Source organism: Pseudomonas putida (assembly GCF_001941965.1).
Classification (GTDB): Bacteria; Pseudomonadota; Gammaproteobacteria; order Pseudomonadales; family Pseudomonadaceae; genus Aquipseudomonas; species Aquipseudomonas putida_L.
In genome coordinates, this window is sequence record NZ_MKZO01000018.1 from 1 (window position 1) to 25,896 (window position 25,896).

Genomic DNA, 25,896 nt, shown 5'->3' on the forward strand with positions numbered 1-25,896 from the left:
TGAGGCCAGCCTACCCCCACAAGATCTCCGGTCAGGCCATCTCCGCCGTGGTTTCGAAGTCGAACACCAGTTCGCCATCGCGGATGTCGACGTGGACCACACCGCCATGCTCGGCCAGCTCGCCAAACAGGATCTCCTCGGCCAGCGGCCGCTTGATCTTGTCCTGGATAAGCCGGGCCATCGGCCGTGCACCCATCAACACATCGTAACCACCGGTCGCCAGCCAGCCACGCGCCGCATCCGAGACCTCGAGCAGGACGCGCTTGTCTTCCAGTTGCGCCTGCAGCTCGGTGAGGAACTTGTCCACCACGCTCTTGATGGTTTCGTGACTGAGACGGCCGAACTGGATGATGGTGTCCAGACGGTTGCGGAACTCCGGCGTGAAGCTCTTCTTGATCACTTCCATGGAGTCGGAAGAGTGATCCTGATGCGTGAAGCCGATCGAGGCACGCGCCGCAGTTTCCGCGCCGGCGTTGGTGGTCATGATCAGGATCACGTTGCGGAAGTCCGCCTTGCGCCCGTTGTTGTCGGTCAGGGTACCGTGGTCCATCACCTGCAGTAGCAGGTTGAAGACTTCCGGGTGGGCCTTCTCGATTTCATCGAGCAGCAACACGCAATGCGGCTGCTTGGTGATCGCCTCGGTCAGCAGACCGCCCTGGTCGAAACCGACATAGCCCGGAGGCGCGCCGATCAGACGGGAAACGGTATGCCGCTCCATGTACTCGGACATGTCGAAGCGCACCAGCTCCACACCCAGGGCCTTGGCCAACTGCCGCGCCACTTCGGTCTTGCCCACCCCGGTCGGGCCGGAGAACAGGAAGGAACCGATCGGCTTGTCCGGCGCCTTGAGCCCCGCACGGGACAGCTTGATGGCGGTGGACAGGGAATCAATGGCGGCATCCTGACCGAAAACGGTCAGCTTCAGGTCGCGCTCCAGGTTACGCAGCAGCTCTTTATCGGAACTGGTGACGTGTTTTGGCGGAATGCGCGCGATCTTGGCAACGATGTCCTCGACCTGCGGCACTTCGATGCGCTTGACCCGCGCTTCGACCGGCTGCAGGCGCTGGTAGGCGCCGGCTTCGTCGATCACGTCGATGGCCTTGTCCGGCATGTGCCGGTCATTGATATAGCGTGCGGCCAGTTCAGCAGCGGCGCGCAGGGCTTCATCGCTGTATTCGATGCTGTGGTGCGACTCGAAGCGACCTTTCAGACCGCGCAGGATACCCACGGTGTCTTCCACCGACGGCTCGCTGACGTCGACCTTCTGGAAGCGTCGGGCCAGGGCCCGATCCTTCTCGAAGATGCCGCGGAATTCCTGGAAGGTGGTCGAACCGATGCAACGGATATCACCCGAGGACAGCAGCGGCTTGAGCAGGTTGGACGCATCCATCACCCCGCCCGATGCCGCGCCGGCACCGATGATGGTGTGGATTTCGTCGATGAACAGGATCGCCTGCGGGCGTTTGCGCAACTCGCCCAGCAGCGCCTTGAAGCGCTTCTCGAAGTCACCGCGGTACTTGGTGCCCGCGAGCAGGGCACCGAGATCCAGGGAGTAGACCACGCTGTGGAACAGCAGGTCCGGCACCTGGCCGTCGACGATGCGCTTGGCCAGGCCTTCGGCGATGGCAGTCTTGCCGACACCGGCCTCACCGACCAGCAGCGGGTTGTTCTTGCGCCGACGGGCGAGAATCTGCGCCACGCGCTCGACTTCGACCTCACGCCCCACCAGCGGATCGATCCGCCCCTGGCGCGCCAGTTCGTTGAGGTTGCTGGCATAGGCGTCCAGCGGATTGCTCGACGACGAGGTTTCACCACCCTCCTCGTCCTGCATCTCCTGCTCGCCTTCCTGGTGTTCGCCGTGGCCGGGAACCTTGGAAATACCGTGGGCGATGTAGTTGACCACATCGATGCGAGCCACGCTTTGCTGCTTGAGCAGGAACACCGCCTGGCTTTCCTGCTCGCTGAAAATGGCGACCAGTACGTTGGCGCCGGTCACTTCACGCTTGCCGGAGCTCTGGACATGGAAAACGGCACGCTGCAGCACCCGCTGGAAGCCCAGGGTCGGCTGGGTTTCGCGGTCCTCGTCGTGAACGGGGATCAGTGGCGTGGTGGAGTCGATGAACTCCTGCAGATCGTGTTTGAGCTTGTCGAGATTCGCCCCGCACGCCCGCAGAACGGTGGCGGCAGCCTCGTTGTCCAGCAATGCCAGCAGAAGGTGCTCGACGGTCATGAACTCATGACGCTTCGAGCGCGCCTCCTTGAAGGCCAGATTGAGGGTGACTTCGAGCTCGCGGTTTAACATAGCTTCACCTCATACCCAAGTGGTCGGCGATTAACCGTCCTTCTCGATTTCACAGAGTAGCGGATGCTGGCTTTCCCTGGCGTATTGGTTGACCTGCATGGCCTTGGTTTCGGCGATGTCGCGGGTAAACAATCCGCAGACTGCCCGTCCCTCGGTATGGACGGCCAGCATGACCTTGGTCGCCAGCTCGCGGTTCAGGTTAAAGAACACTTCGAGCACTTCGACGACGAAATCCATCGGCGTGTAGTCATCGTTGAACAAAACCACCTTGTACATCGGTGGCGCCTGCAGCGCCGGCTTGGCTTCCTGTACCGCCAATCCGGAGCCATCGTCCTCATGCGATTGCGGGCGATCCTGATTGAATGTTAGTCGAATCTGGCTATGTGCATGCATGGAAAGAATTTCATCATTTCGACAGGTTAAGGTTGTGGGTTGGCCGCTGGAACGGCGCGGATTACGGCCCGTCGCCTGACCTTGACTATCGGTAAAACGGTGTTACAACCAATAAGAACCCACCGTGGTCAATTAGATCCGCGCAGTCAACCAGGAATTTCGCAGGTTCGTATGCGGATGGAGTGGATGATACTCCAGTGATGGAGTCCTTTGCAGAGGGATATGAGGATGGCAAGCGGTAAAGTCAAGTGGTTCAACAATGCGAAGGGTTACGGCTTCATCAATGAAGACGGAAAGACCGACGACCTGTTCGCACACTATTCGGCGATCCAGATGGACGGCTATAAAACGCTGAAAGCGGGTCAGCCGGTTCTTTTCGAAATCATTCAAGGCCCGAAGGGATTACACGCCACAGAGATCCGCTCGGCGCCTGCCACCGTGGAGGCCAAGGCTGCCGCAGCCATCACAGCAGACGCTTGAGTCTCAACAGGCTTTACGAATGAAGGCCCGCCTCATTTAACTGACGCGGGCCTTTAATCGTTACATGTGCTTGATCAGCGCTTCGCCGAAGCCGGAAGACGAGACCAGCGTCGCCCCATCCATCAGGCGTTCGAAGTCGTAGGTCACGGTCTTCGCGCGGATGGCACCGTTGGTGCCCTTGATGATCAGGTCCGCCGCCTCGGTCCAGCCCAGGTGGCGCAACATCATTTCGGCGGAGAGAATCACCGAGCCCGGGTTGACCTGGTCCTTGCCAGCGTATTTCGGCGCGGTACCGTGGGTCGCCTCGAACATGGCCACGGTGTCGGACAGGTTGGCGCCCGGCGCGATACCGATACCGCCCACCTCTGCCGCCAGGGCGTCGGACAGGTAGTCACCGTTGAGATTGAGGGTGGCGATCACGTCGTATTCGGCCGGGCGCAGGAGGATCTGCTGGAGCATGGCGTCGGCAATGGCGTCCTTGACGATGACTTCGCGGCCGGTCTTCGGGTTCTTGAACTTCATCCACGGGCCGCCGTCGAGCAGCTCGGCGCCGAATTCGTCCCGGGCGATCTCGTAGCCCCAGTCCTTGAATGCGCCTTCGGTGAACTTCATGATGTTGCCTTTATGCACGATGGTCAGCGACTTGCGGTCGTTGTCCACGACATATTGCAGGGCCTTGCGCACCAGGCGCTGGGTGCCTTCCTTCGACACCGGCTTGACGCCGATACCGCAATCCTGGTCGAAGCGGATCTTGGTGACGCCCATTTCCTCCTTGAGGAACTTGATGACCTTGTTGGCCTCGGGCGAACCGGCCTTCCACTCGATACCGGCGTAGATGTCCTCGGAGTTCTCGCGGAAGATCACCATGTCGACATCGCCTGGCTTCTTCACCGGGCTCGGCACGCCGTCGAACCACACCACCGGGCGCAGGCAGACGTAGAGATCGAGCTGCTGACGCAGGGCCACGTTCAGGGAACGGATACCGCCACCGACCGGGGTGGTCAGCGGGCCTTTGATGGAAACCACGTAATCCTTCACTGCATCGAGGGTTTCCTGGGGCAGCCAGGTGTCCTGGTCGTAGACCTGGGTGGCCTTCTCACCGGCATAGACCTCCATCCAGGAGATCTTGCGCTTGCCGCCGTAGGCCTTCTCGACCGCAGCGTCGACCACCTTGATCATCACCGGGGTGACATCGACGCCGATGCCGTCGCCCTCGATGAACGGGATGATCGGATTGTCTGGAACATTGAGAGAATGGTCTGCGTTGACGGTGATTTTGTCGCCGACTGCCGGAACCTCGATTTTCTGGTATCCCATGCTGCACTCCGCTTTTTCTTGGTTTGAAGTCATGCAATCCACTGAGCCTAACCCACTTGGCGGAGAACGGAAACCTCACGGGGAAAACCGTCACGAAGCTGAAAAAAGCTCTACATCTTTGGTCTATAAATGGCCATCCGACATGTTCGTCTTGCTGATTAGGACCAAGGAATTGGTATACTGCGCCGGTGACCCAAGGGTCACTCGGGGGCGAGACGACCGCCACAGGCCCCACGGCCCCGACAAGACTGAACTGTTACAGCAGTGCAGCCGTTTGACACTCGACTGATGCAACCCACCATCACAGCCTGGAATCCTCGACTTTCCGCTTATGGATGTGTCTGAGCGAAGCGCTTACCCTGCGCGCCCTACCGAGATTCCGAGCACGCTCAGCAAAACAGAGAGTTAACCCGAATATGTCCACCCGTTCGAAGATCATCTACACCTTCACCGACGAAGCGCCCGCCCTCGCCACCTTCTCCCTGCTGCCTATCGTCGAAGCCTTCACCGCTACCGCCGAGATCTCGGTAGAAACCCGGGACATCTCTCTCGCCGGCCGCATCCTCTCCGCCTTCCCAGAACAGCTCGGCGCCGACAAGCAAGTGGCCGATCACCTGGCGGAACTGGGCCAACTGGCGACCACGCCCGAAGCCAACATCATCAAGCTGCCGAACATCAGCGCCTCGGTTCCACAACTGAAGGCCGCGATCAAGGAGCTGCAAGGCAAGGGCTTCAACGTGCCGGACTACCCGGACACCGCGAGCAACGATGCCGAGAAGGAAGCCAAGGCGCGTTACGACCGCATCAAGGGCAGCGCCGTGAACCCGGTCCTGCGCGAAGGCAACTCCGACCGCCGCGCCCCGCTGTCGGTCAAGAACTACGCGCGCAAGCACCCGCACAAGATGGGCGCCTGGGCCGCCGACTCGAAGTCCCACGTTGCCCACATGAGCAGCGGTGACTTCTACGGCAGCGAAAAAGCAGCCCTCATCGAAGCCGATGACAGCCTGCGCATCGAACTGCTGGGCAAGGACGGCGCCACTACCGTCCTGAAAGAGAAAACTTCGGTAAAAGCCGGCGAAATCATCGATTGCGCGGTCATGAGCACCAAGGCCCTGCGCGCCTTCGTCGCCACCGAGATCGAAGATGCCAAGGCCCAGGGCGTGCTGCTGTCGGCGCACCTGAAAGCCACCATGATGAAAGTCTCCGACCCGATCATGTTCGGCCAGATCGTTGCCGAGTACTACGCTGACGCGCTGAACAAGCATGCTGCCGTACTGGAGCAGATCGGTTTCAACCTGAACAACGGTATCGGCGACCTGTACGCCCGCATCAAGACCCTGCCAGCCGACCAGCAGGCGCAGATCGAAGCCGACATCAAGGCGGTCTACGCCGTTCGTCCGGCCCTGGCCATGGTCAACTCCGACAAGGGCATCACCAACCTGCACGTACCGAGCGACGTGATCGTCGACGCCTCGATGCCGGCGATGATCCGTGACTCGGGCAAGATGTGGAACACCGAAGGCCAGCTGCAGGATACCAAGGCGCTGATCCCGGACCGTTGCTACGCCACCATCTACCAGGCCGTCATCGAAGACTGCAAGAAAAACGGTGCCTTCGATCCGACCACCATGGGCAGCGTGCCGAACGTTGGCCTGATGGCACAGAAAGCCGAAGAGTACGGCTCCCACGACAAGACCTTCCAGGCCAAGGCCGACGGCACCATCCGCGTCCTCGACAGCAAGGGCAACCTGCTGCTGCAACAGGAAGTGGAAGCGGGCGACATCTTCCGCATGTGCCAGACCAAGGACGCGCCGATCCAGGATTGGGTCAAGCTCGCGGTCAACCGCGCTCGTGCCAGCGCCACCCCGGCGATCTTCTGGCTCGACCCGCAACGCGCCCATGACGGCGTGCTGATCGAGAAGGTCCAGACCTACCTGAAGGACCACGACACCACTGGCCTGGACATCCGCGTCCTGGCACCGGTCGAGGCGATGAAGGTTTCCCTGGAGCGCATCCGCGCCGGCCAGGACACCATCTCGGTCACCGGCAACGTGCTGCGCGACTACCTGACCGACCTGTTCCCGATCATGGAACTGGGCACCAGCGCCAAGATGCTGTCGATCGTCCCGCTGATGAACAACGGCGGCCTGTTCGAAACCGGCGCCGGCGGTTCGGCGCCGAAGCACGTGCAGCAACTGGTCGAAGAAAACTTCCTGCGCTGGGACTCCCTGGGTGAGTTCCTCGCCCTGGCCGCTTCCCTGGAGCACCTGGGCAACGCCTACGCCAACCCGAAAGCCAAGGTACTGGCTGCCACCCTGGACCAGGCCACCGGCCAGTTCCTGGACAGCAACAAGTCCCCTGCGCGCAAGGTCGGCGGCATCGACAACCGCGGCAGCCACTTCTACCTGACCCTGTACTGGGCCCAGGCACTGGCTGCACAAACCGAAGACGCTGCCCTGCAGGCACGCTTCGCCCCGCTGGCCAAGGCACTGGCCGAGAACGAAGCGACCATCGTCGCCGAGCTCAACGCCGTGCAGGGCAAACCAGCTGAAATCGGTGGTTACTACTTCACCGACGTCGAGCTGACCAGCAAGGTGATGCGCCCAAGCCAGACCTTCAACAGCGCGATCGCCGCACTGTAAGAGCGTCAGCTTGAAGCAATAAAGGAAAACCCCGGCCACGCACCGGGGTTTTTTATATCAGCTGCACGCTGAACCCTGTGGGAGCTGGCTTGCCAGCGATTTGGCCGGCATTGACCAAGAGGCTGTCAGGTCCGGCCTCATCGCTGGCAAGCCAGCTCCCACAGGGTTCTTTGCAAGCCACACCTCCCTCTCAAGGAATACAAAATGACCTGGCAACCCCACATCACCGTCGCCACCGTCGTCGAAGACCAGGGCCGTTTCCTCTTCGTCGAAGAGTTCAAGGCCGGCAAGCACGTCTTCAACCAGCCCGCCGGGCACCTCGAAGCCAACGAGACCCTGCTCGAAGCCGCCCTGCGGGAAACCCTGGAAGAGACCGCCTGGGACGTCGAGCTGACCGGCGTGGTCGGCATCTACCTCTACACCGCCCCCAGCAACGGCGTGACCTACCAGCGCATCTGTTTTGCCGCCAAACCCGTCAAGCACCACACCGAGCGCGCCCTGGACAGCGATATCGTCCGCGCCGTCTGGCTGACCCGCGAAGAACTGCTCGCCGACCCGCAACGCTGGCGCAGCGAACTGGTGCCACAATGCCTCGACGATTACCTGGCCGGCCCGCTGCACAGCCTGGATCTGATCCGCAACTGAGCGCGCCTTTCGCCTTGCAGGACGCAGCCTGATAGAATCGTCGTCTTTTTCCAGATACGCATCCCATACCTATGTCCGAAACAGCTCTTCCCGCTCCCGAAAAGACGCGCGTCATCGTCGGCATGTCCGGCGGCGTGGACTCTTCCGTTTCCGCCGTCCTGCTCATGGAGCAGGGCTACCAGGTGGAAGGCCTGTTCATGAAGAACTGGGAAGAGGACGACGGCACCGAATACTGCACCGCCCGCGAAGACCTGGCCGACGCCCAGGCCGTGTGCGACCGCATCGGCATCAAGCTGCACACCGCCAACTTCGCCGCCGAGTACTGGGATAACGTCTTCGAACATTTCCTCGAGGAATACAAGGCCGGCCGCACCCCGAATCCGGACATCCTCTGCAACCGGGAAATCAAGTTCAAGGCGTTCCTCGACTACGCCCTGTCCCTCGGCGCCGACCTGATCGCCACCGGCCACTACGTGCGTCGCCGCGATATCGACGGCCGCACCGAACTGCTCAAGGGCCTGGACCCGAACAAGGACCAGAGCTACTTCCTCCATGCCGTCGGCGGCGAGCAGATCGCCCGTACCCTGTTCCCGGTGGGCGAGCTGGAGAAGCCGGAAGTCCGCGCCATCGCCGAGAAACACGGCCTGGCGACGGCGAAGAAGAAGGATTCCACCGGCATCTGCTTTATCGGCCAGCGCCGCTTCAGCGACTTCCTCAAGCAATACCTGCCGGCCCAGCCGGGCGAGATCCAGACCACCGAAGGCGAAGTCATCGGTCGCCACCATGGCCTGATGTACCACACCATCGGCCAGCGCCAGGGCCTCGGCATCGGGGGTCTCAAGGACGCCGGCGACGAGCCGTGGTACGTGCTGGAAAAGGACCTCGCGCGCAATGTGCTGGTGGTCGGCCAGGGCAATGAACACCCATGGCTGTTCTCCCGCGCCCTGCTCGCCTCGGACATCTTCTGGGTCAACCCGGTCGACCTGTCCGCGCCGCGCCGCCTGACCGCCAAGGTGCGCTACCGCCAGAGCGACCAGGATTGCACCCTGGAGCGCACCGAAACCGGCTACCGCGCGATCTTCGACGAGCCGCAGCGTGCGGTCACCCCCGGCCAGTCCGTGGTGTTCTACGACGGTGAGGTCTGCCTCGGCGGCGGCGTGATCGAGATCGCCGAGCCGTGGAGCCCGCGCGGATGAACCAGACCCAGGAGCAATTGATTGCCCTCGGCGGCGTGTTCCAGGCCGCCGTGCTGGTGGACCGCATCGCCCGCACCGGCTCGGTCAGCGAGGCCGACGTCGGCTGCATGCTCGGCAGCCTGCTGGTCCGCGACCCCAAGGACACCCTGGAAGTCTTCGGCGGCGACGACCTCAACCTGCGCGACGGCTACCGCGCCCTGGCCAGCGCCCTGGAGCGCGACCCCGGCAGCCTGCAGCGCGAGCCGCTGCGCTACGCCCTGTCGATGCTCGGCCTGGAGCGCCAGTTGGCCAAGCGTGGCGACATGCTGGAAACCATCGGCAACCGCCTGCCGCAGATCCAGTCCCAGGCCGACCATTTCGGCCTGGTTCACGAAAACGTCATCGCGTCGAGCGGGGCGCTGTACCAGGATACGTTGAGCACCCTGCGCCAGCGCATCCAGGTCCACGGCGACATGCGCCACCTGCAGCAGACCAACAACGCTTCGAAGATCCGCGCCCTGCTCCTGGCCGGGATCCGTGCCGCGCGCCTCTGGCGCCAGCTCGGCGGGCACCGCTGGCAGCTGGTGTTCAGCCGCCGCAAGCTGTTGCGCGAGCTCTATCCAATGCTTCGCGGCTGACAAATACCTTTTGTCAGCCACCCGACCCGGGCGCATTTTTCATGTATGATATGCGCCCTCTTAAAAGCCTGACTGTCCGAGAACACCCCATGCAGCTCTCCTCGCTCACTGCGGTTTCCCCTGTAGACGGCCGCTACGCCGGCAAAACCCAGGCCTTGCGCCCCATTTTCAGCGAATACGGCCTGATCCGTTTCCGCGCCCTGGTCGAAGTCCGCTGGCTGCAGCGCCTGGCTTCCCACCCGCAGATCGCCGAAGTCCCGGCCTTCTCCGCCGAAGCCAATGCCCTGCTGGACGGTCTGGCCAATGAGTTCGCCCTCGAGCACGCCGAGCGCGTCAAAGAGATCGAGCGCACCACCAACCACGACGTCAAGGCCATCGAGTACCTGCTCAAGGAGCAGGCCGCGAAGCTGCCGGAACTGGCCAAGGTCAGCGAATTCATCCACTTCGCCTGCACCAGCGAGGACATCAACAACCTGTCCCACGCCCTGATGCTGCGCGAAGGCCGCGACACCGTGCTGCTGCCGCTGATGCGCCAGATCGCCCAGTCGATCCGCGAGCTGGCCCACCGCTTCGCCGAAGTGCCGATGCTGTCGCGCACCCACGGCCAGCCGGCTTCGCCGACCACCCTGGGCAAGGAACTGGCCAACGTCGTGTACCGCCTGGAGCGCCAGATCGCCCAGGTTGCCGCCGTGCCACTGCTGGGCAAGATCAACGGCGCCGTGGGCAACTACAACGCCCACCTGTCGGCCTACCCGCAGATCGACTGGGAAGCCAACGCCCGCGCCTTCATCGAAGACGAACTGGGCCTGGTGTTCAACCCGTACACCACGCAGATCGAGCCGCACGACTACATCGCCGAGCTGTTCGACGCCATCGCCCGCTTCAACACCATCCTCATCGACTTCGACCGTGACGTCTGGGGCTACATCTCGCTGGGCTACTTCAAGCAGAAGACCGTTGCCGGCGAAATCGGCTCCTCGACCATGCCGCACAAGGTCAACCCGATCGACTTCGAGAACTCCGAAGGCAACCTGGGCATCGCCAACGCGCTGTTCCAGCACCTGGCCAGCAAACTGCCGGTTTCGCGCTGGCAGCGCGACCTGACCGACTCCACCGTGCTGCGCAACCTCGGTGTCGGCTTCGCCCACAGCGTGATCGCCTACGAAGCCAGCCTGAAAGGCATCGGCAAGCTGGAAATCAACACCGCGCGCATCGCCGACGACCTGGACGCCTGCTGGGAAGTCCTGGCCGAGCCGATCCAGACCGTCATGCGCCGCTACAACATCGAAAACCCCTACGAGAAGCTCAAGGAGCTGACTCGTGGCAAGGGCATCAGCCCGGAAGCACTGCAGACTTTCATCGAAGGCCTGGACATGCCTGCCGACGCTCGTGAAGAGCTGAAGAAGCTGACCCCTGCCAACTACATCGGCAACGCTGCAGAGCAAGCCAAGCGCGTCTGATCCGCGACCCGCGTTTTAACGCCCGGCCGAGCCGGGCGTTTTTATTCCTGAAAGAAAATTGTCTTTTTTCAATAGGTTAATCATGAATCCTGATATCCCACTGCAACTTCTCGGCGGTTTGACTGCGCGCCAGTTCATGCGCGACTACTGGCAGAAAAAACCGTTGCTGGTCCGTCAGGCCTTTACCGATTTCGAAAGCCCTATCGATGCCGACGAACTGGCCGGCCTCGCCCTGGAAGAAGAAGTCGAGTCGCGCCTGGTCCTGGAACACGGTGAAACCCCGTGGGAACTGCGCCGCGGCCCGTTCACCGAAGAAACCTTCGGCAGCCTGCCGGAGCGTGACTGGACCCTGCTGGTGCAATCGGTCGACCAGTTCGTTCCGGAAGTCGGCGAACTGCTGGAGCACTTCCGCTTCCTGCCGAGCTGGCGCATCGACGACGTGATGATCAGCTTCGCCACCCCGGGCGGCAGCGTTGGTCCGCACTTCGACAACTACGACGTGTTCCTGCTCCAGGGCCAGGGCAAGCGCAACTGGAAAGTCGGACAGATGTGCAACAGCGACAGCCCGCTGCTGGAGCACCCTGACCTGCGCATCCTCGCCGACTTCGAGCAGAGCGACGAGTGGACCCTGGAACCGGGCGACATGCTCTACCTGCCGCCGCGCCTGGCCCACTACGGCGTCGCCGAAGACAACTGCCTGACCTACTCGGTCGGCTTCCGCGCCCCGAGCGCCGCCGAAGTGCTGACCCACTTCACCGACTTCCTCGGCCAGTTCCTTACCGACGAAGAGCGCTACAGCGACGCCGATGCCCAGCCGGTCAGCGACGATCCGCACCAGATCCAGCACGATGCCCTCGGCCGCCTGAAAAGCCTGCTCAACGAGCACATGGGCGACGAGCGCCTGCTGCTGACCTGGTTCGGCCAGTTCATGACCGAGCCGCGCTACCCGGAACTGGTCAGCGGCGAAGAGCTGAGCGAAGCAGACCTGATCGACAGCCTGGAGCAAGGCGCGATAATCATTCGCAACCCGAGCGCGCGCCTGGCCTGGTCGGAAGTGGACGACAACCTGCTGCTGTTCGCCAGCGGCCAGAGCCGTCTGCTGCCGGGCAACCTGCGCGAGCTGCTGAAACTGATCTGCTCTGCCGATGCGCTGCACGCCGAGAACCTTGGCGACTGGCTCGGCGATGAAAACGGCCTGGAACTGGTGTGCCAGTTGATCCAGCAAGGAAGCCTGGGGTTCGCCAATGAATAAGATCAAGGTCCGTCTGGCCGACTGGCACAAGGACAATGCGGATATCCGCCGCATTCGCGAGGCGGTGTTCATCGCCGAGCAGAACGTGCCGCCGGAGCTGGAATGGGACTCGGACGACAACGAAGCCATCCATTTCCTGGCCATGGAAGACGACTACGCCATCGGCACCGCCCGCCTGCTGCTGGACGGACAGATCGGCCGGGTTTCCGTGCTCAAGGACTGGCGCGGCCTGAAAGTCGGCGATGCGCTGATGCAGGCGGCGATCATCGAAGCGCAGAACCGCGACCTGAGCCAGCAGATGCTGACGGCGCAGGTGCATGCCACGGCGTTCTATGAGCGTTTGGGGTTCCGGGTGGTCAGTGAGGAGTTCCTGGAAGCAGGCATTCCTCATGTAGACATGGTGCGCGACTCGAAACCGCTATAACAGGCAACACAAACCCCGTGTAGGAGCGTGGCTTGCCCGCGAAGGACCGCGCAGCGGTCCCAAAATGGTGTGGTCAGTGATATTTTGGGACCGCTAGCGCGGTCCTTCGCGGGCAAGCCACGCTCCTACAGCGCCAGCGTCACCACAATCACTGGAAACTTTGCCATCATGTCCACTCCACCCGCGGAGATCATGGACATGCCGCTACGCCCCCTACTCGCTTCCCTGCTTCTGGCCTTCAGCCTCAATGCTGTCGCCGCCACCGAAGTCCTGCCCCTGAACCACCGCACCAGCGCGGAAATCCTGCCGACGGCCCAGGCCTTCATCGGCCGCGACGGCACCGTCAGCGCCTTCGAGAACAAGCTTATCGTCAAGGCCGAACCCGGCAAGATCGACGAACTTCGCACCCTTCTTCGTGACCTGGACACCGCCCCGAAACGCCTGCTGATCAGCGTCGACAACGACGACAGCAACTACCAGGACAACCACGGCAACGGCCGGGTCATCCGCTACGGCACCGCCAACCGCGAAGGCGGCCTGCAACAGATCCAGGCCAGCGAAGGCACCCCGGCGCTGATCCAGATCGGCCAGAGCGTGCCCCTCACCAGCACCCAGACCGACCCCTACGGCCGCCTGCAGAGCCAGACCGAATACCGCAACGTCACCCAGGGCTTCTACGTCACCGCCAGCGTCTCGGGTGAAACCGTTCACCTGGCCATCAGCACCAACAATGACCGGATGAGCCAGGAACGTCCCGATGTAGTGAAAGTACAAAGTACCGACACGAAGGTCACCGGCAAGCTCGGCGAGTGGATCACCCTGGCCGGATTCAATCAGCAGAGCCAGGCCGACCGCTCTGCCTCGGCCATCACCTACTCCACCCAGCGCGGTGAAAACATGACTTTACGGGTAAAAGTCGACGCTTTGGACTGAACCCACGGAAATCAAGGCCTCGACCAACGGCCTTGAAACTGACTGAGGAGTCGTATTAGACCAAAGATGTAGTGAAGTGAAAAAAGCACTACAAAACATTTGACGACCTCAAATCGCAGAGGCATGATGGCCCCGCTCCCGCTAATCAGGGGCCCTGGCAAGGGCCTTCGGGTCGCGCTTCGAACTACCCCCGAGGCCGATTCGTGTCTGTACAGCCCACAAGGCGCGTTGGACGTGATCACGACTGGAACGAGGTTGTCCCGAGGGACGGAAGCGCATCAAACGGTACACGGCACACCCTGATCGAAGCAGCACGGCAACCACGAGCCAACCTGCCCGACGGACGCCCGCACCTGCTCACTTCCCCCTCCGAGCCCACATCGTTCACCGTCGCGATTTCGCCCGACTAGACTGTTTCATCGCCAGCGCGTCCCTGAGCCGCGAGCATTCGGTGCTGCCCCTGTACGACACAGCGCAGCCGACAGAGCGAACTCTTTTCACCAAGACCTATGCGACGAGGTTTATTTCCATGGCACTGACACGCGAACAGCAAATTGCAGCCCTCGAAAAAGACTGGGCCGAGAACCCGCGCTGGAAAGGCGTGACCCGTACCTACACCGCTGCCGATGTCGTCCGTCTGCGTGGTTCGATCCAGCCAGAGCACACCCTGGCTCGCCTGGGTGCGGAAAAACTGTGGAACCTGGTGACCAAGGGCGCACACCCGTCCTTCCGCCCTGAGAAAGATTTCGTCAACTGCATGGGCGCCCTGACCGGCGGCCAGGCTGTACAACAGGTCAAGGCCGGCATCCAGGCCATCTACCTGTCCGGCTGGCAAGTGGCTGCCGACAACAACTCGGCAGAATCCATGTACCCCGACCAGTCGCTGTACCCGGTGGATTCGGTTCCAACCGTGGTCAAGCGCATCAACAACTCGTTCCGTCGCGCCGACCAGATCCAGTGGAAAGCCGGCAAGAACCCGGGCGACGAAGGCTACGTCGACTACTTCGCGCCAATCGTGGCTGACGCCGAGGCCGGTTTCGGCGGCGTGCTGAACGCCTACGAGCTGATGAAGAACATGATCGAAGCAGGCGCCGCCGGCGTTCACTTCGAAGACCAGCTGGCTTCGGTGAAGAAGTGCGGTCACATGGGCGGCAAGGTACTGGTTCCGACCCAGGAAGCCGTGCAGAAGCTGACCGCTGCCCGTCTGGCAGCCGACGTTGCCGGCGTACCGACCATCATCCTGGCCCGTACCGACGCCAACGCCGCTGACCTGCTGACCAGCGACTGCGACCCGTACGACCAGCCGTTCGTAGTGGGCGACCGTACTCCGGAAGGCTTCTACAAAGTCCGCGCCGGCCTGGACCAGGCGATTGCCCGCGGCCTGGCCTACGCGCCATACGCCGACCTGATCTGGTGCGAAACCGCCAAGCCGGACCTGGACGAAGCCCGTCGCTTCGCCGAAGCGATCAAGAAGGAATACCCGGACCAGATCCTGTCCTACAACTGCTCGCCTTCCTTCAACTGGAAGAAGAACCTGGACGACGCGACCATCGCCAAGTTCCAGCGCGAACTGTCGGCCATGGGCTACAAGCACCAGTTCATCACCCTGGCCGGCATCCACAACATGTGGCATGGCATGTTCAACCTGGCGCACGACTACGCCCGCAACGACATGACCGCCTACGTCAAGCTGCAGGAGCAGGAATTCGCTGACGCTTCGAAGGGCTACACCTTCGTGGCCCACCAGCAGGAAGTCGGCACCGGCTACTTCGACGACATGACCACCGTGATCCAGGGTGGCAAATCTTCGGTTACCGCCCTCACCGGCTCCACCGAAGAAGAGCAGTTCCACTGATCTGACCGATCGGTGACTTTCGGGTGACACCTGCGGCCCGGAACCTGTGATGGGGTTCCGGGCCGCAGCTTTTCCATCCTTGGCTATGCTTGCTCGCACAGCAACGGACAAGGATCGGCCATGCCCCGCTCCGCGACACTCTGCGCCCTCGCCCTGATCGGCGGCGCCTTCTATCTATATGCAACCGGCAGCGGCCAGCCGTGGCTCGCCTTCGCAGCCAAGCCCGTTCCGGTATTAATGCTGATGATCTGGCTTGCCGGCGCTCCCGCGGGCACCTACCGTCGCTGGATCCTGATCGGCCTCGGCTTCTCGATACTCGGTGACCTGGCCCTGGCCTGGCCCGCCGACCTGTTCATCATCGGCCTGGCCGCCTTCTTCTGCGCCCACCTGGCCTACCTGCGCGCCTACCTCGATGAAACCCGCACATTCGCTCCAGGCGCCCTGCTGGTCGCAGCCGCCTGCGGCGTCGGATTGTTCACCCTGCTGGCCTGGCACGGCCTGGGCGACCTGCTGATCCCGGTGGCGGCCTACGCCCTGGTCATCAGCGCCATGCTCTGGCGCGCCCTGGCCTGCGCCGGCCTCGCCGCCCTGGGCGCCGCCAGCTTCGTGCTCTCGGACAGCCTGATCGGCATCGACCGCTTCGTCAGCCCGTTCGCCGCCGCGCCTTACCTGATCATCCTGTTCTACTGGCTGGGCCAGTGGGCCATCGCCGGATCAGCGCAGCGGCAACGATCTGCCCAACCCTTGATCCAGGCCGCAACGCCCGCGAACAAAAGCGTCTAGAACGCAGGTTGCAAATAACTTGCAGGAAGAAAAGCGATGAACTTCTTAGTTGACTCGAACAGTAGGAATAACAAGCGACCGCCAAATGATATCAATTATCATTTCGAAACTTGCAATTCTTTACAGCCTGCAAGAAACATAATTAACGAAACCGCGTCGAATCCCCGAAATACAAGGGCTACAGGCACTTACGAGCGATTTTTGTTCTTAATCCTACGAATAAATTTGCCTCGGGAATTTTACTTACACCCGCTTTACCCATAAAATCAGCGCGATAGATCCCGCTGCGACATATCGTCACTGCTCTACACTCTTTTTACGCTCAGAGACCACGTGCTCTGTTAAGGATTTCCAGCATGCCCGATTCGACCGGACTGATCGCCCACAACTGGGGTTTCGCCATTTTCCTGTTGGGTGTCGTCGGCCTCTGCGCCTTCATGCTCGGCCTGTCCAGCCTGCTCGGTAGCAAGGCCTGGGGCCGTAGCAAGAACGAACCGTTCGAATCCGGCATGCTGCCTACCGGCGGCGCCCGCCTGCGCCTGTCGGCCAAATTCTATCTGGTCGCGATGCTGTTCGTGATCTTCGATATCGAAGCCCTCTTTCTCTTTGCATGGTCTGTGTCCGTCCGCGAAAGCGGCTGGACCGGATTCGTCGAAGCTCTCGTTTTCATAGCAATTCTGTTGGCAGGTCTTGTCTACCTTTGGCGGGTCGGGGCGCTCGATTGGGCTCCCGTGGGTCGTCGCAAGCGGCAAGCGAAGCTGAAACAATGAGGCTTTGGCAATGCAATACAATCTCACCAGAATCGATCCGGATGCGCCCAACGAGCAGTATCCAATCGGAGACCGGGAAACCGTCTCCGATTCACTGCTAGAGGACCAGGTCCACAAGAACATCTTCATGGGCAAGCTCGAAGATGTGCTCAGTGGCGCGGTCAACTGGGGTCGCAAGAACTCCCTGTGGCCATACAACTTCGGCCTGTCCTGCTGCTACGTGGAGATGACCACGGCGTTCACCGCGCCGCACGACATCGCCCGTTTCGGCGCCGAAGTGATCCGGGCATCTCCGCGTCAGGCCGACTTCATGGTCGTCGCCGGCACCTGCTTCATCAAGATGGCGCCGATCATCCAGCGCCTGTACGAGCAGATGCTGGAACCGAAGTGGGTCATTTCCATGGGTTCGTGCGCCAACTCCGGCGGCATGTACGACATCTACTCGGTTGTCCAGGGGGTCGACAAGTTCCTCCCCGTGGATGTCTACGTACCTGGCTGCCCGCCTCGCCCTGAAGCATTCCTGCAAGGCCTGATGCTTCTGCAGGAGTCGATTGGCCAGGAGCGACGCCCTCTTTCCTGGGTGGTTGGCGATCAAGGCGTGTACCGCGCCGAGATGCCGGCCCAGAAAGATCTGCGTCGTGAACAGCGCATGCAGGTGACCAACCTGCGCAGCCCCGACGAAGTCTGATCCAGCGACCTGCCGCCCGTTCCCCGGAACCGGCGGCCTGGCTTCATTCTCTACGTTGACCGAAAGCGACCGAGACCATGACAGCGGACACCGCTATTTATATTCCGCCTTACAAGGCTGACGACCAGGATGTGGTCGTCGAACTGCACAACCGTTTTGGCGCAGAGGCGTTCAGCGCCCAGGACACCCGTACCGGCATGCCGGTGCTGTGGGTTGGCCGCGCCCGCCTGATCGAGATCCTCACCTTCCTGCGCAACGTCGCCAAGCCGTACAGCATGCTGTACGACCTGCACGGCGTCGACGAGCGCCTGCGCACCCAGCGCCGCGGCCTGCCGGGTGCCGACTTCACCGTGTTCTACCACCTGCTCTCGGTGGAACGTAACAGCGACGTGATGATCAAGGTCTCGCTGAGCGAAACCGACCTGAGCGTGCCGACCGTCACCGGTATCTGGCCGAACGCCAACTGGTACGAGCGCGAAGTCTGGGACATGTTCGGCATCGACTTCCCGGGCCACCCGCACCTGACCCGGATCATGATGCCGCCGACCTGGGAAGGTCACCCGCTGCGCAAGGACTTCCCGGCCCGTGCCACCGAGTTCGACCCATTCACCCTGAACCTGGCCAAGCAGCAGCTGGAAGAAGAAGCCGCGCGCTTCAATCCGGAAGCCTGGGGCATGAAGCGCCAGGGCGCGAACGAGGACTACATGTTCCTCAACCTCGGCCCTAACCACCCGTCCGCCCACGGTGCCTTCCGTATCGTCCTGCAGCTGGACGGCGAAGAGATCGTCGACTGCGTCCCGGACATCGGCTACCACCACCGTGGCGCCGAGAAAATGGCCGAGCGCCAGTCCTGGCACAGCTTCATCCCGTACACCGACCGTATCGACTACCTCGGCGGCGTGATGAACAACCTGCCGTACGTACTGGCAGTCGAGAAGCTGGCCGGGATCAAGGTGCCGCAGAAGGTCGACACCATCCGCGTGATGCTCGCCGAATTCTTCCGCATCACCAGCCACCTGCTGTTCCTGGGTACCTATATCCAGGACGTCGGCGCCATGACCCCGGTGTTCTTCACCTTCACCGACCGCCAGCGCGCCTACACCGTGATCGAGGCCATCACCGGCTTCCGCCTGCACCCGGCCTGGTACCGCATCGGTGGCGTCGCCCACGACCTGCCGCGCGGCTGGGACAAGCTGGTCAAGGACTTCGTCGAATGGCTGCCCAAGCGCCTTGACGAGTACACCAAGGCGGCCCTGCAGAACAGCATCCTCAAGGGCCGCACCATCGGCGTTGCCCAGTACAACACCAAGGAAGCCCTGGCCTGGGGCGTCACCGGTGCCGGTCTGCGTTCCACCGGCCTCGATTTCGACCTGCGCAAGGCGCGTCCTTACTCCGGCTACGAGAACTTCGAGTTCGAAGTACCGCTGGCCCACAACGGCGATGCCTACGATCGCTGCATGGTCCGTGTCGAGGAGATGCGCCAGAGTATCCGCATCATCGACCAGTGCCTGCGCAACATGCCGGAAGGCCCGTACAAGGCGGATCACCCGCTGACCACGCCGCCGCCGAAAGAGCGCACCCTGCAGCACATCGAAACCCTGATCACCCACTTCCTGCAGGTTTCGTGGGGCCCGGTCATGCCGGCCAACGAATCCTTCCAGATGATCGAGGCGACCAAGGGCATCAACAGTTACTACCTGACGAGCGACGGCGGCACCATGAGCTACCGCACCCGGATTCGCACGCCGAGCTACCCGCACCTGCAGCAGATCCCTTCGGTGATCAAGGGCAGCATGGTCGCGGACCTCATCGCGTACCTGGGCAGTATCGACTTCGTTATGGCTGACGTGGACCGCTAAGCATGAACAGCACGCTTATCCAAACCGACCGTTTCGCCCTGAGCGAAACCGAGCGCTCGGCCATCGAGCACGAGATGCATCACTACGAGGACCCGCGCGCGGCGTCCATCGAAGCCCTGAAGATCGTCCAGAAACAGCGCGGCTGGGTGCCGGACGGCGCCATCCACGCCATCGGCGAGATCCTCGGCATTCCGGCCAGCGACGTCGAAGGCGTGGCCACCTTCTATAGCCAGATCTTCCGCCAGCCGGTTGGCCGCCACATCATCCGCGTGTGCGACAGCATGGTCTGCTACATCGGCGGCCACGAGTCCGTGGTCGGCCAGATCCAGAGCGAGCTGGGCATCGGCCTCGGCCAGACCACCGCGGACGGGCGCTTCACCCTGCTGCCGGTGTGCTGCCTGGGCAACTGCGACAAGGCCCCGGCCCTGATGATCGACGACGACACCTTCGGTGACGTGCAGCCGGCCGGTGTTGCCAAATTGCTGGAGGGTTACGTATGACCATCACTTCCTTCGGCCCGGCCAACCGCATCGCGCGCAGCGCCGAGACCCACCCGCTGACCTGGCGCCTGCGTGACGACGGCGAGCCGGTATGGCTCGACGAGTACCAGGCCAAGAACGGCTACGCCGCCGCGCGTACCGCCCTGGCCCAGCTGTCCCAGGACGAGATCGTCCAGACCGTCAAGGACTCCGGCCTCAAGGGCCGTGGCGGCGCAGGCTTCCCCACCGGCGTGAAGTGGGGCCTGATGCCGAAAGACGAATCCATGAACATCCGCTACCTGCTGTGCAACGCGGACGAAATGGAGCCGAACACCTGGAAGGACCGCATGCTGATGGAGCAACAGCCCCATCTGCTGGTCGAGGGCATGCTGATCAGCGCCCGCGCCCTCAAGGCCTACCGTGGCTACATCTTCCTGCGCGGCGAGTACACCACCGCCGCCCGCAACCTGAACCGCGCCATCGATGAAGCCAAGGCCGCCGGCCTGCTGGGCAAGAACATCCTCGGCAGCGGCTTCGATTTCGAGCTGTTCGTGCACACCGGTGCCGGCCGCTACATCTGCGGTGAAGAAACCGCGCTGATCAACTCGCTGGAAGGCCGCCGCGCCAACCCGCGCTCCAAGCCGCCCTTCCCTGCCGCCGTCGGCGTCTGGGGCAAGCCGACCTGCGTGAACAACGTCGAGACCCTGTGCAACGTCCCGGCGATCGTCGCCAACGGCGTCGACTGGTACAAGTCGCTGGCCCGTGAAGGCAGCGAAGACCACGGCACCAAGCTGATGGGCTTCTCCGGCAAGGTGAAGAACCCGGGCCTGTGGGAACTGCCGTTCGGCGTCACCGCCCGCGAGCTGTTCGAAGACTACGCCGGCGGCATGCGCGACGGCTTCAAGCTCAAGTGCTGGCAGCCAGGCGGCGCCGGTACCGGCTTCCTGCTCCCCGAGCACCTGGACGCACAAATGTACGCCGGCGGCATCGCCAAGGTGGGCACCCGGATGGGTACCGGCCTGGCCATGGCGGTGGACGACAGCATCAGCATGGTCTCGCTGCTGCGCAACATGGAAGAGTTCTTCGCCCGCGAATCCTGCGGCTGGTGCACCCCGTGCCGCGACGGCCTGCCATGGAGCGTGAAGATGCTGCGCGCCCTGGAAAAAGGCCAGGGCAAGCGCGAGGACATCGACACCCTGCTGCAGCTGGTCAACTTCCTCGGCCCTGGCCGTACCTTCTGTGCTCACGCACCAGGTGCCGTCGAGCCGCTGGGCAGTGCCATCAAATACTTCCGCTCCGAGTTCGAGGCCGGTGTCGCCGCCAATCCTGGTGGTGAAACCCTGCGCCCGAACCTGGCGCAGCCGATTGTGGTCGGCGCATAAGAAGATGAAAAAGCGGGTGGTCCGTGCCGCCCGCCAGCCACGCAGGCTCGCCCGAATGATTCGCGCGAGCCGCGGGCACACCGATTTCCATTAGCCACACCCGCTCACGCGGGCCAACGAAGAACTTTGAACCATGGCCACTATCCACGTAGACGGCAAAGCGCTCGAAGTCAACGGTGCAGACAACCTGTTACAGGCCTGTCTGTCGCTCGGCCTCGACATCCCTTATTTCTGCTGGCACCCGGCGCTCGGTAGCGTCGGCGCCTGCCGGCAGTGTGCGGTCAAGCAGTACACCGACGAGAACGACACCCGTGGTCGCATCGTCATGTCCTGCATGACCCCTGCCTCCGACGGCACCTGGATTTCCATCGAGGACGAAGAGTCCAAGGCGTTCCGCGCCAGCGTCGTCGAATGGCTGATGACCAACCACCCGCACGACTGCCCGGTCTGCGAGGAAGGCGGTCACTGCCACCTGCAAGACATGACGGTAATGACCGGCCACAACGAGCGCCGCTACCGTTTCACCAAGCGTACCCACCAGAACCAGGAGCTCGGCCCGTTCATCGCCCACGAGATGAACCGCTGCATCGCCTGCTATCGCTGCGTGCGTTACTACAAGGACTACGCCGGCGGTACCGACCTGGGCGTCTACGGTGCCCACGACAACGTCTATTTCGGCCGCGTCGAGGACGGTGCCCTGGAGAGCGAATTCTCCGGCAACCTGACCGAGGTCTGCCCGACCGGTGTGTTCACCGACAAGACCCACTCCGAACGCTACAACCGTAAATGGGACATGCAGTTCGCCCCGAGCATCTGCCATGGCTGCTCCAGCGGTTGCAACATCAGCCCGGGCGAGCGCTACGGTGAACTGCGTCGCATCGAGAACCGCTTCAACGGCTCGGTGAACCAGTACTTCCTGTGCGACCGTGGCCGTTTCGGCTATGGCTACGTCAACCGCGCCGACCGCCCACGCCAGCCGCTGCTGGCCGACGGCTCCAAGCTCAGCCTGGACGCCGCCCTGGACAAGGCCGCCGACCTGCTGCGCGGCCGTAACATCGTCGGTATCGGTTCGCCCCGCGCCAGCCTGGAAAGCAACTACGGCCTGCGCGAGCTGGTCGGTGCCGAGCACTTCTACTCCGGTATGGAAGCGGCCGAGCTGGAGCGCGTGCGCCTGGTCCTGCAGGTGCTGAACGACAGCCCGCTGCCGGTGCCGACCCTGCGCGACATCGAAGACCACGACGCCGTGTTCGTCCTCGGTGAAGACCTGACCCAGACCGCTGCCCGCGTCGCCCTGGCCGTGCGCCAGGCCACCAAGGGCAAGGCCGAGGCCATGGCCGAAGCGATGAAGGTCCAGCCGTGGCTCGACGCCGCGGTGAAGAACATCGGCCAGCACGCCCTGTACCCGCTGTTCATCGCCAGCCTGGCCGAGACCAAGCTGGATGACGTCGCCGAAGAGTGCGTACACGCAGCGCCAGACGACCTGGCCCGCATCGGTTTCGCCGTGGCCCACGCCATCGACCCGAGCGCCCCTGCCGTCGAAGGCCTGGACAGCGAAGCTGCCGAGCTGGCCAAGCGCATCGCCGATGCCCTGATCGCCGCCAAGCGTCCGCTGATCGTGTCCGGTGGCTCCCTCGGCTCCAAAGCCCTGATCGAAGCGGCTGCCAACATCGCCAAGGCCCTGAAGCTGCGCGAGAAAGCCGGCTCACTCAGCCTGGTGGTCCCGGAAGCCAACAGCATCGGCATGGCCATGTTCGGTGGTGATTCCGTCGACGCCGCCCTGGACGCAGTGATCTGCGGCAAGGCCGACGCCATCGTCGTCCTGGAAAACGACCTGTACAGCCGCGTACCGGCTGCCAAGGTCGATGCCGCCTTCGCCGCCGCCAAGGTGATCATCGTTGCCGATCACTCGAAGACCGCGACCACCGACCGCGCCCACCTGGTCCTGCCGGCGGCTTCCTTCGCCGAAGGCGACGGCACCCTGGTCAGCCAGGAAGGCCGTGCCCAGCGCTTCTTCCAGGTGTTCGATCCGACCTACCTGGACAGCAGCATCCTGGTTCACGAAGGCTGGCGCTGGCTGCACGCCCTGCGTGCGACCCTGCTGAACAAGCCGGTGGACTGGACCCAACTGGACCACGTCACCAGCGCCTGCGCCACCGTTGCCCCGCAACTGGCCGGCATCGTCGATGCCGCACCGTCCGCCGCGTTCCGCATCAAGGGCATGAAACTCGCCCGTGAGCCACTGCGCTACTCCGGTCGTACTGCCATGCGCGCCAATATCAGCGTGCACGAGCCGCGTACCCCGCAGGACCAGGACACCGCGTTCGCCTTCTCCATGGAAGGTTACTCGGGCTCCGCCGAACCGCGCTCGCAAGTGCCGTTCGCCTGGTCGCCGGGCTGGAACTCGCCGCAAGCCTGGAACAAGTTCCAGGACGAGGTCGGTGGTCACCTGCGTGCAGGCGACCCGGGCACCCGCCTGATCGAGTCCCAAGGCGATCGCCTGAACTGGTTCGCCAGCGTCCCGGCGGCCTTCGCCCCGGCCCGTGGCACCTGGCAGGCCGTGCCGTTCTACCACCTGTTCGGCAGCGAGGAAAACTCCTCCCGCGCCGCCCCGGTGCAAGAGCGCATCCCGCAGCCTTACGTCGCGCTGGCCAAGTCGGAAGCCGACCGCCTGGGCGTCAACGAAGGCGCCCTGCTCAGCCTGAACGTTGCCGGCCAGACCCTGCGCCTGCCGCTGCGTATCAATGAAGAACTGGGCGCTGGCCTGGTTGCCCTGCCGAAAGGCCTGGCCGGTATTCCGCCCGCCATCTTCGGTGCATCCGTCGAAGGCCTGCAGGAGGCAGCACAATGACCTGGTTCACCCCCGAAGTGATCGATGTGATCATCGCCGTCGTCAAGGCCGTTGTGGTCCTGCTGGCGGTGGTGGTCTGCGGCGCGCTGCTCAGCTTCGTCGAGCGGCGCCTGCTGGGCTGGTGGCAGGACCGCTATGGTCCGAACCGCGTCGGCCCGTTCGGCATGTTCCAGATCGCTGCCGACATGCTGAAGATGTTCTTCAAGGAAGACTGGAACCCGCCCTTCGTCGACCGGATGATCTTCACCCTGGCACCCGTGGTGGCGATGAGCGCCCTGCTGATCGCCTTCGTGGTCATCCCGATCACCCCGACCTGGGGTGTCGCGGACCTGAACATCGGCCTGCTGTTCTTCTTCGCCATGGCCGGTCTGTCGGTCTACGCCGTGCTCTTCGCCGGCTGGTCGTCGAACAACAAGTACGCCCTGCTCGGCAGCCTGCGGGCCTCGGCCCAGACCGTGTCCTATGAAGTGTTCATGGGCCTGGCGCTGATGGGCGTGGTGGTCCAGGTCGGCTCGTTCAACATGCGCGACATCGTCGAGTACCAGGCGCAGAACCTGTGGTTCATCATTCCGCAGTTCTTCGGCTTCTGTACCTTCTTCATCGCTGGCGTGGCCGTGACTCACCGTCACCCCTTCGACCAGCCGGAAGCGGAACAGGAACTGGCCGACGGCTACCACATCGAGTATGCCGGCATGAAATGGGGCATGTTCTTCGTCGGCGAGTACATCGGCATCATCCTGGTGTCGGCGCTGCTGGTAACCCTGTTCTTCGGTGGCTGGCACGGTCCGTTCGATCTGCTGCCGCAGGTTCCGTTCCTGTGGTTCGCCCTGAAAACCGGTTTCTTCATCATGCTGTTCATCCTGCTGCGCGCCTCGATCCCGCGCCCGCGCTATGACCAGGTGATGGACTTCAGCTGGAAGTTCTGCCTGCCGCTGACCCTGATCAATTTGCTGGTGACCGCTGCGATCGTGTTGCTCAACACGCCAGCTGTTGCGGCCCAGTGAGGATTTGACCCATGTTCAAATATATTGGCGACATCGTTAAGGGCACCGGCACCCAGCTGCGCAGCCTGGTGATGGTGTTCTCCCACGGGTTCCGCAAGCGCGACACCCTGCAATACCCGGAAGAGCCGGTCTACCTGCCGCCACGCTACCGTGGCCGCATCGTCCTGACCCGCGACCCCGATGGCGAAGAGCGCTGCGTAGCGTGCAACCTGTGCGCCGTGGCCTGCCCGGTGGGTTGCATCTCGCTGCAGAAAGCCGAGACGGATGACGGACGCTGGTATCCGGAGTTCTTCCGTATCAACTTCTCGCGCTGCATTTTCTGCGGCCTCTGCGAGGAAGCCTGCCCGACCACCGCGATCCAGCTCACCCCGGATTTCGAAATGGCCGAGTTCAAACGTCAGGACCTGGTGTACGAGAAAGAAGATCTGCTGATCTCCGGCCCCGGCAAGAATCCCGACTACAACTTCTACCGTGTTGCAGGTATGGCCGTTGCCGGCAAGCCGAAAGGCGCCGCGCAGAACGAAGCCGAGCCGATCAACGTGAAGAGCTTGCTCCCTTAAGGAAGAA

Annotated in this window: 22 protein-coding genes; 19 read left to right on the forward strand and 3 right to left on the reverse strand. The window is 62.8% G+C overall.

Going from position 1 to position 25,896, the window contains the following annotated elements; translation table 11 throughout:
* Positions 1-31: 31 nt before the first annotated feature.
* Together clpA and clpS are read right to left on the reverse strand one after the other, a co-directional pair.
* Positions 32-2,302 (reverse strand): ATP-dependent Clp protease ATP-binding subunit ClpA, encoded by a 2,271-nt coding sequence (gene clpA, locus PSEMO_RS11565; protein ID WP_075803210.1) that lies wholly within the window; start codon positions 2,300-2,302, stop codon positions 32-34.
* A 30-nt stretch (positions 2,303-2,332) separates the two neighbouring features.
* The gene (gene clpS, locus PSEMO_RS11570) at positions 2,333-2,695 is read right to left on the reverse strand and encodes an ATP-dependent Clp protease adapter ClpS (RefSeq protein WP_009400967.1); all 363 of its coding nucleotides are present in this window, start codon (positions 2,693-2,695) and stop codon (positions 2,333-2,335) included.
* 228 nt (positions 2,696-2,923) lie between these two features.
* Between clpS and cspD the strand changes: the two genes are divergently transcribed.
* On the forward strand, positions 2,924-3,175 hold the full coding sequence (gene cspD, locus PSEMO_RS11575) for a cold shock domain-containing protein CspD (protein WP_075803302.1): 252 nt from the start codon (positions 2,924-2,926) through the stop codon (positions 3,173-3,175).
* A gap of 60 nt (positions 3,176-3,235) precedes the next feature.
* Here the strand turns inward: cspD and icd are convergent, their stop codons facing one another.
* On the reverse strand, positions 3,236-4,492 hold the full coding sequence (icd, locus tag PSEMO_RS11580) for an NADP-dependent isocitrate dehydrogenase (protein WP_075803211.1): 1,257 nt from the start codon (positions 4,490-4,492) through the stop codon (positions 3,236-3,238).
* Positions 4,493-4,908: 416 nt separating this feature from the next.
* On the opposite strand from icd, the gene PSEMO_RS11585 reads away from it, so the two are divergent.
* From PSEMO_RS11585 to nuoI, 18 genes are all read left to right on the forward strand, one after another.
* Complete coding sequence (locus PSEMO_RS11585; protein WP_075803212.1) at positions 4,909-7,134, forward strand: NADP-dependent isocitrate dehydrogenase; 2,226 nt, start codon at positions 4,909-4,911, stop codon at positions 7,132-7,134.
* 204 nt (positions 7,135-7,338) lie between these two features.
* Positions 7,339-7,779 carry an NUDIX hydrolase gene (locus PSEMO_RS11590; RefSeq protein WP_075803213.1) on the forward strand — a complete coding sequence of 147 codons (441 nt, stop codon included), beginning with the start codon at positions 7,339-7,341 and terminating at the stop codon, positions 7,777-7,779.
* A gap of 71 nt (positions 7,780-7,850) precedes the next feature.
* Positions 7,851-8,975 (forward strand): tRNA 2-thiouridine(34) synthase MnmA, encoded by a 1,125-nt coding sequence (gene mnmA / locus PSEMO_RS11595; RefSeq protein WP_075803214.1) that lies wholly within the window; start codon positions 7,851-7,853, stop codon positions 8,973-8,975.
* Positions 8,972-9,592: a high frequency lysogenization protein HflD gene (gene hflD / locus PSEMO_RS11600; protein ID WP_075803215.1), complete on the forward strand. Its 621-nt coding sequence runs from the start codon at positions 8,972-8,974 to the stop codon at positions 9,590-9,592. The genes mnmA and hflD overlap by 4 nt, the downstream gene beginning before the upstream one ends.
* A gap of 89 nt (positions 9,593-9,681) precedes the next feature.
* A complete protein-coding gene (gene purB / locus PSEMO_RS11605) occupies positions 9,682-11,052 on the forward strand; it encodes an adenylosuccinate lyase (protein ID WP_075803216.1) in 1,371 nt (456 codons plus the stop codon).
* Between the two features lie 82 nt (positions 11,053-11,134).
* Complete coding sequence (locus PSEMO_RS11610) at positions 11,135-12,304, forward strand: ribosomal protein uL16 3-hydroxylase (protein WP_075803217.1); 1,170 nt, start codon at positions 11,135-11,137, stop codon at positions 12,302-12,304.
* Entirely contained in the window at positions 12,297-12,728 is a 432-nt protein-coding gene (locus PSEMO_RS11615; RefSeq protein ID WP_075803218.1) for a GNAT family N-acetyltransferase, read from the forward strand. Before PSEMO_RS11610 ends, PSEMO_RS11615 begins: the two co-directional genes overlap by 8 nt.
* 168 nt (positions 12,729-12,896) lie before the next feature.
* A complete protein-coding gene (locus PSEMO_RS11620) occupies positions 12,897-13,661 on the forward strand; it encodes a secretin N-terminal domain-containing protein (RefSeq protein ID WP_075803219.1) in 765 nt (254 codons plus the stop codon).
* A gap of 529 nt (positions 13,662-14,190) precedes the next feature.
* Positions 14,191-15,516, forward strand: a complete 1,326-nt coding sequence (aceA, locus tag PSEMO_RS11625) for an isocitrate lyase (RefSeq protein WP_075803220.1) — start codon at positions 14,191-14,193, stop codon at positions 15,514-15,516.
* 120 nt (positions 15,517-15,636) lie between these two features.
* Positions 15,637-16,299, forward strand: coding sequence for a lysoplasmalogenase (locus PSEMO_RS11630; protein ID WP_075803221.1), 663 nt, complete (start codon positions 15,637-15,639; stop codon positions 16,297-16,299).
* Positions 16,300-16,655: 356 nt separating this feature from the next.
* The gene (locus PSEMO_RS11635; protein WP_009400986.1) at positions 16,656-17,069 is read left to right on the forward strand and encodes an NADH-quinone oxidoreductase subunit A; all 414 of its coding nucleotides are present in this window, start codon (positions 16,656-16,658) and stop codon (positions 17,067-17,069) included.
* Between the two features lie 10 nt (positions 17,070-17,079).
* On the forward strand, positions 17,080-17,757 hold the full coding sequence (locus PSEMO_RS11640; protein WP_075803222.1) for an NADH-quinone oxidoreductase subunit B: 678 nt from the start codon (positions 17,080-17,082) through the stop codon (positions 17,755-17,757).
* Positions 17,758-17,834: 77 nt separating this feature from the next.
* A complete protein-coding gene (nuoC, locus tag PSEMO_RS11645) occupies positions 17,835-19,616 on the forward strand; it encodes an NADH-quinone oxidoreductase subunit C/D (protein ID WP_075803223.1) in 1,782 nt (593 codons plus the stop codon).
* Positions 19,617-19,618: 2 nt separating this feature from the next.
* The gene (gene nuoE / locus PSEMO_RS11650; protein ID WP_075803224.1) at positions 19,619-20,116 is read left to right on the forward strand and encodes an NADH-quinone oxidoreductase subunit NuoE; all 498 of its coding nucleotides are present in this window, start codon (positions 19,619-19,621) and stop codon (positions 20,114-20,116) included.
* Positions 20,113-21,477: an NADH-quinone oxidoreductase subunit NuoF gene (gene nuoF, locus PSEMO_RS11655; protein ID WP_075803225.1), complete on the forward strand. Its 1,365-nt coding sequence runs from the start codon at positions 20,113-20,115 to the stop codon at positions 21,475-21,477. The genes nuoE and nuoF overlap by 4 nt, the downstream gene beginning before the upstream one ends.
* Positions 21,478-21,610: 133 nt before the next feature.
* Positions 21,611-24,325 carry an NADH-quinone oxidoreductase subunit NuoG gene (gene nuoG / locus PSEMO_RS11660; RefSeq protein ID WP_075803226.1) on the forward strand — a complete coding sequence of 905 codons (2,715 nt, stop codon included), beginning with the start codon at positions 21,611-21,613 and terminating at the stop codon, positions 24,323-24,325.
* Entirely contained in the window at positions 24,322-25,329 is a 1,008-nt protein-coding gene (gene nuoH / locus PSEMO_RS11665) for an NADH-quinone oxidoreductase subunit NuoH (RefSeq protein WP_075803227.1), read from the forward strand. The genes nuoG and nuoH overlap by 4 nt, the downstream gene beginning before the upstream one ends.
* A gap of 11 nt (positions 25,330-25,340) precedes the next feature.
* Positions 25,341-25,889, forward strand: coding sequence for an NADH-quinone oxidoreductase subunit NuoI (gene nuoI / locus PSEMO_RS11670; protein WP_042125483.1), 549 nt, complete (start codon positions 25,341-25,343; stop codon positions 25,887-25,889).
* Positions 25,890-25,896 lie beyond the last annotated feature (7 nt).

Coding starts and splice junctions, on each gene's coding strand:
- PSEMO_RS11640 (WP_075803222.1), top strand. CDS start 17,080: ATGCAATACAATCTCACCAGAATCGATCCGGATGCGCCCAACGAGCAG.
- hflD (WP_075803215.1), top strand. CDS start 8,972: ATGAACCAGACCCAGGAGCAATTGATTGCCCTCGGCGGCGTGTTCCAG.
- nuoC (WP_075803223.1), top strand. CDS start 17,835: ATGACAGCGGACACCGCTATTTATATTCCGCCTTACAAGGCTGACGAC.
- PSEMO_RS11635 (WP_009400986.1), top strand. CDS start 16,656: ATGCCCGATTCGACCGGACTGATCGCCCACAACTGGGGTTTCGCCATT.
- nuoE (WP_075803224.1), top strand. CDS start 19,619: ATGAACAGCACGCTTATCCAAACCGACCGTTTCGCCCTGAGCGAAACC.
- nuoG (WP_075803226.1), top strand. CDS start 21,611: ATGGCCACTATCCACGTAGACGGCAAAGCGCTCGAAGTCAACGGTGCA.
- cspD (WP_075803302.1), top strand. CDS start 2,924: ATGGCAAGCGGTAAAGTCAAGTGGTTCAACAATGCGAAGGGTTACGGC.
- aceA (WP_075803220.1), top strand. CDS start 14,191: ATGGCACTGACACGCGAACAGCAAATTGCAGCCCTCGAAAAAGACTGG.
- clpA (WP_075803210.1), bottom strand. CDS start 2,302: ATGTTAAACCGCGAGCTCGAAGTCACCCTCAATCTGGCCTTCAAGGAG.
- PSEMO_RS11610 (WP_075803217.1), top strand. CDS start 11,135: ATGAATCCTGATATCCCACTGCAACTTCTCGGCGGTTTGACTGCGCGC.
- clpS (WP_009400967.1), bottom strand. CDS start 2,695: ATGCATGCACATAGCCAGATTCGACTAACATTCAATCAGGATCGCCCG.
- PSEMO_RS11590 (WP_075803213.1), top strand. CDS start 7,339: ATGACCTGGCAACCCCACATCACCGTCGCCACCGTCGTCGAAGACCAG.
- PSEMO_RS11585 (WP_075803212.1), top strand. CDS start 4,909: ATGTCCACCCGTTCGAAGATCATCTACACCTTCACCGACGAAGCGCCC.
- PSEMO_RS11615 (WP_075803218.1), top strand. CDS start 12,297: ATGAATAAGATCAAGGTCCGTCTGGCCGACTGGCACAAGGACAATGCG.
- PSEMO_RS11620 (WP_075803219.1), top strand. CDS start 12,897: ATGTCCACTCCACCCGCGGAGATCATGGACATGCCGCTACGCCCCCTA.
- nuoI (WP_042125483.1), top strand. CDS start 25,341: ATGTTCAAATATATTGGCGACATCGTTAAGGGCACCGGCACCCAGCTG.
- PSEMO_RS11630 (WP_075803221.1), top strand. CDS start 15,637: ATGCCCCGCTCCGCGACACTCTGCGCCCTCGCCCTGATCGGCGGCGCC.
- mnmA (WP_075803214.1), top strand. CDS start 7,851: ATGTCCGAAACAGCTCTTCCCGCTCCCGAAAAGACGCGCGTCATCGTC.
- nuoH (WP_075803227.1), top strand. CDS start 24,322: ATGACCTGGTTCACCCCCGAAGTGATCGATGTGATCATCGCCGTCGTC.
- icd (WP_075803211.1), bottom strand. CDS start 4,492: ATGGGATACCAGAAAATCGAGGTTCCGGCAGTCGGCGACAAAATCACC.
- nuoF (WP_075803225.1), top strand. CDS start 20,113: ATGACCATCACTTCCTTCGGCCCGGCCAACCGCATCGCGCGCAGCGCC.
- purB (WP_075803216.1), top strand. CDS start 9,682: ATGCAGCTCTCCTCGCTCACTGCGGTTTCCCCTGTAGACGGCCGCTAC.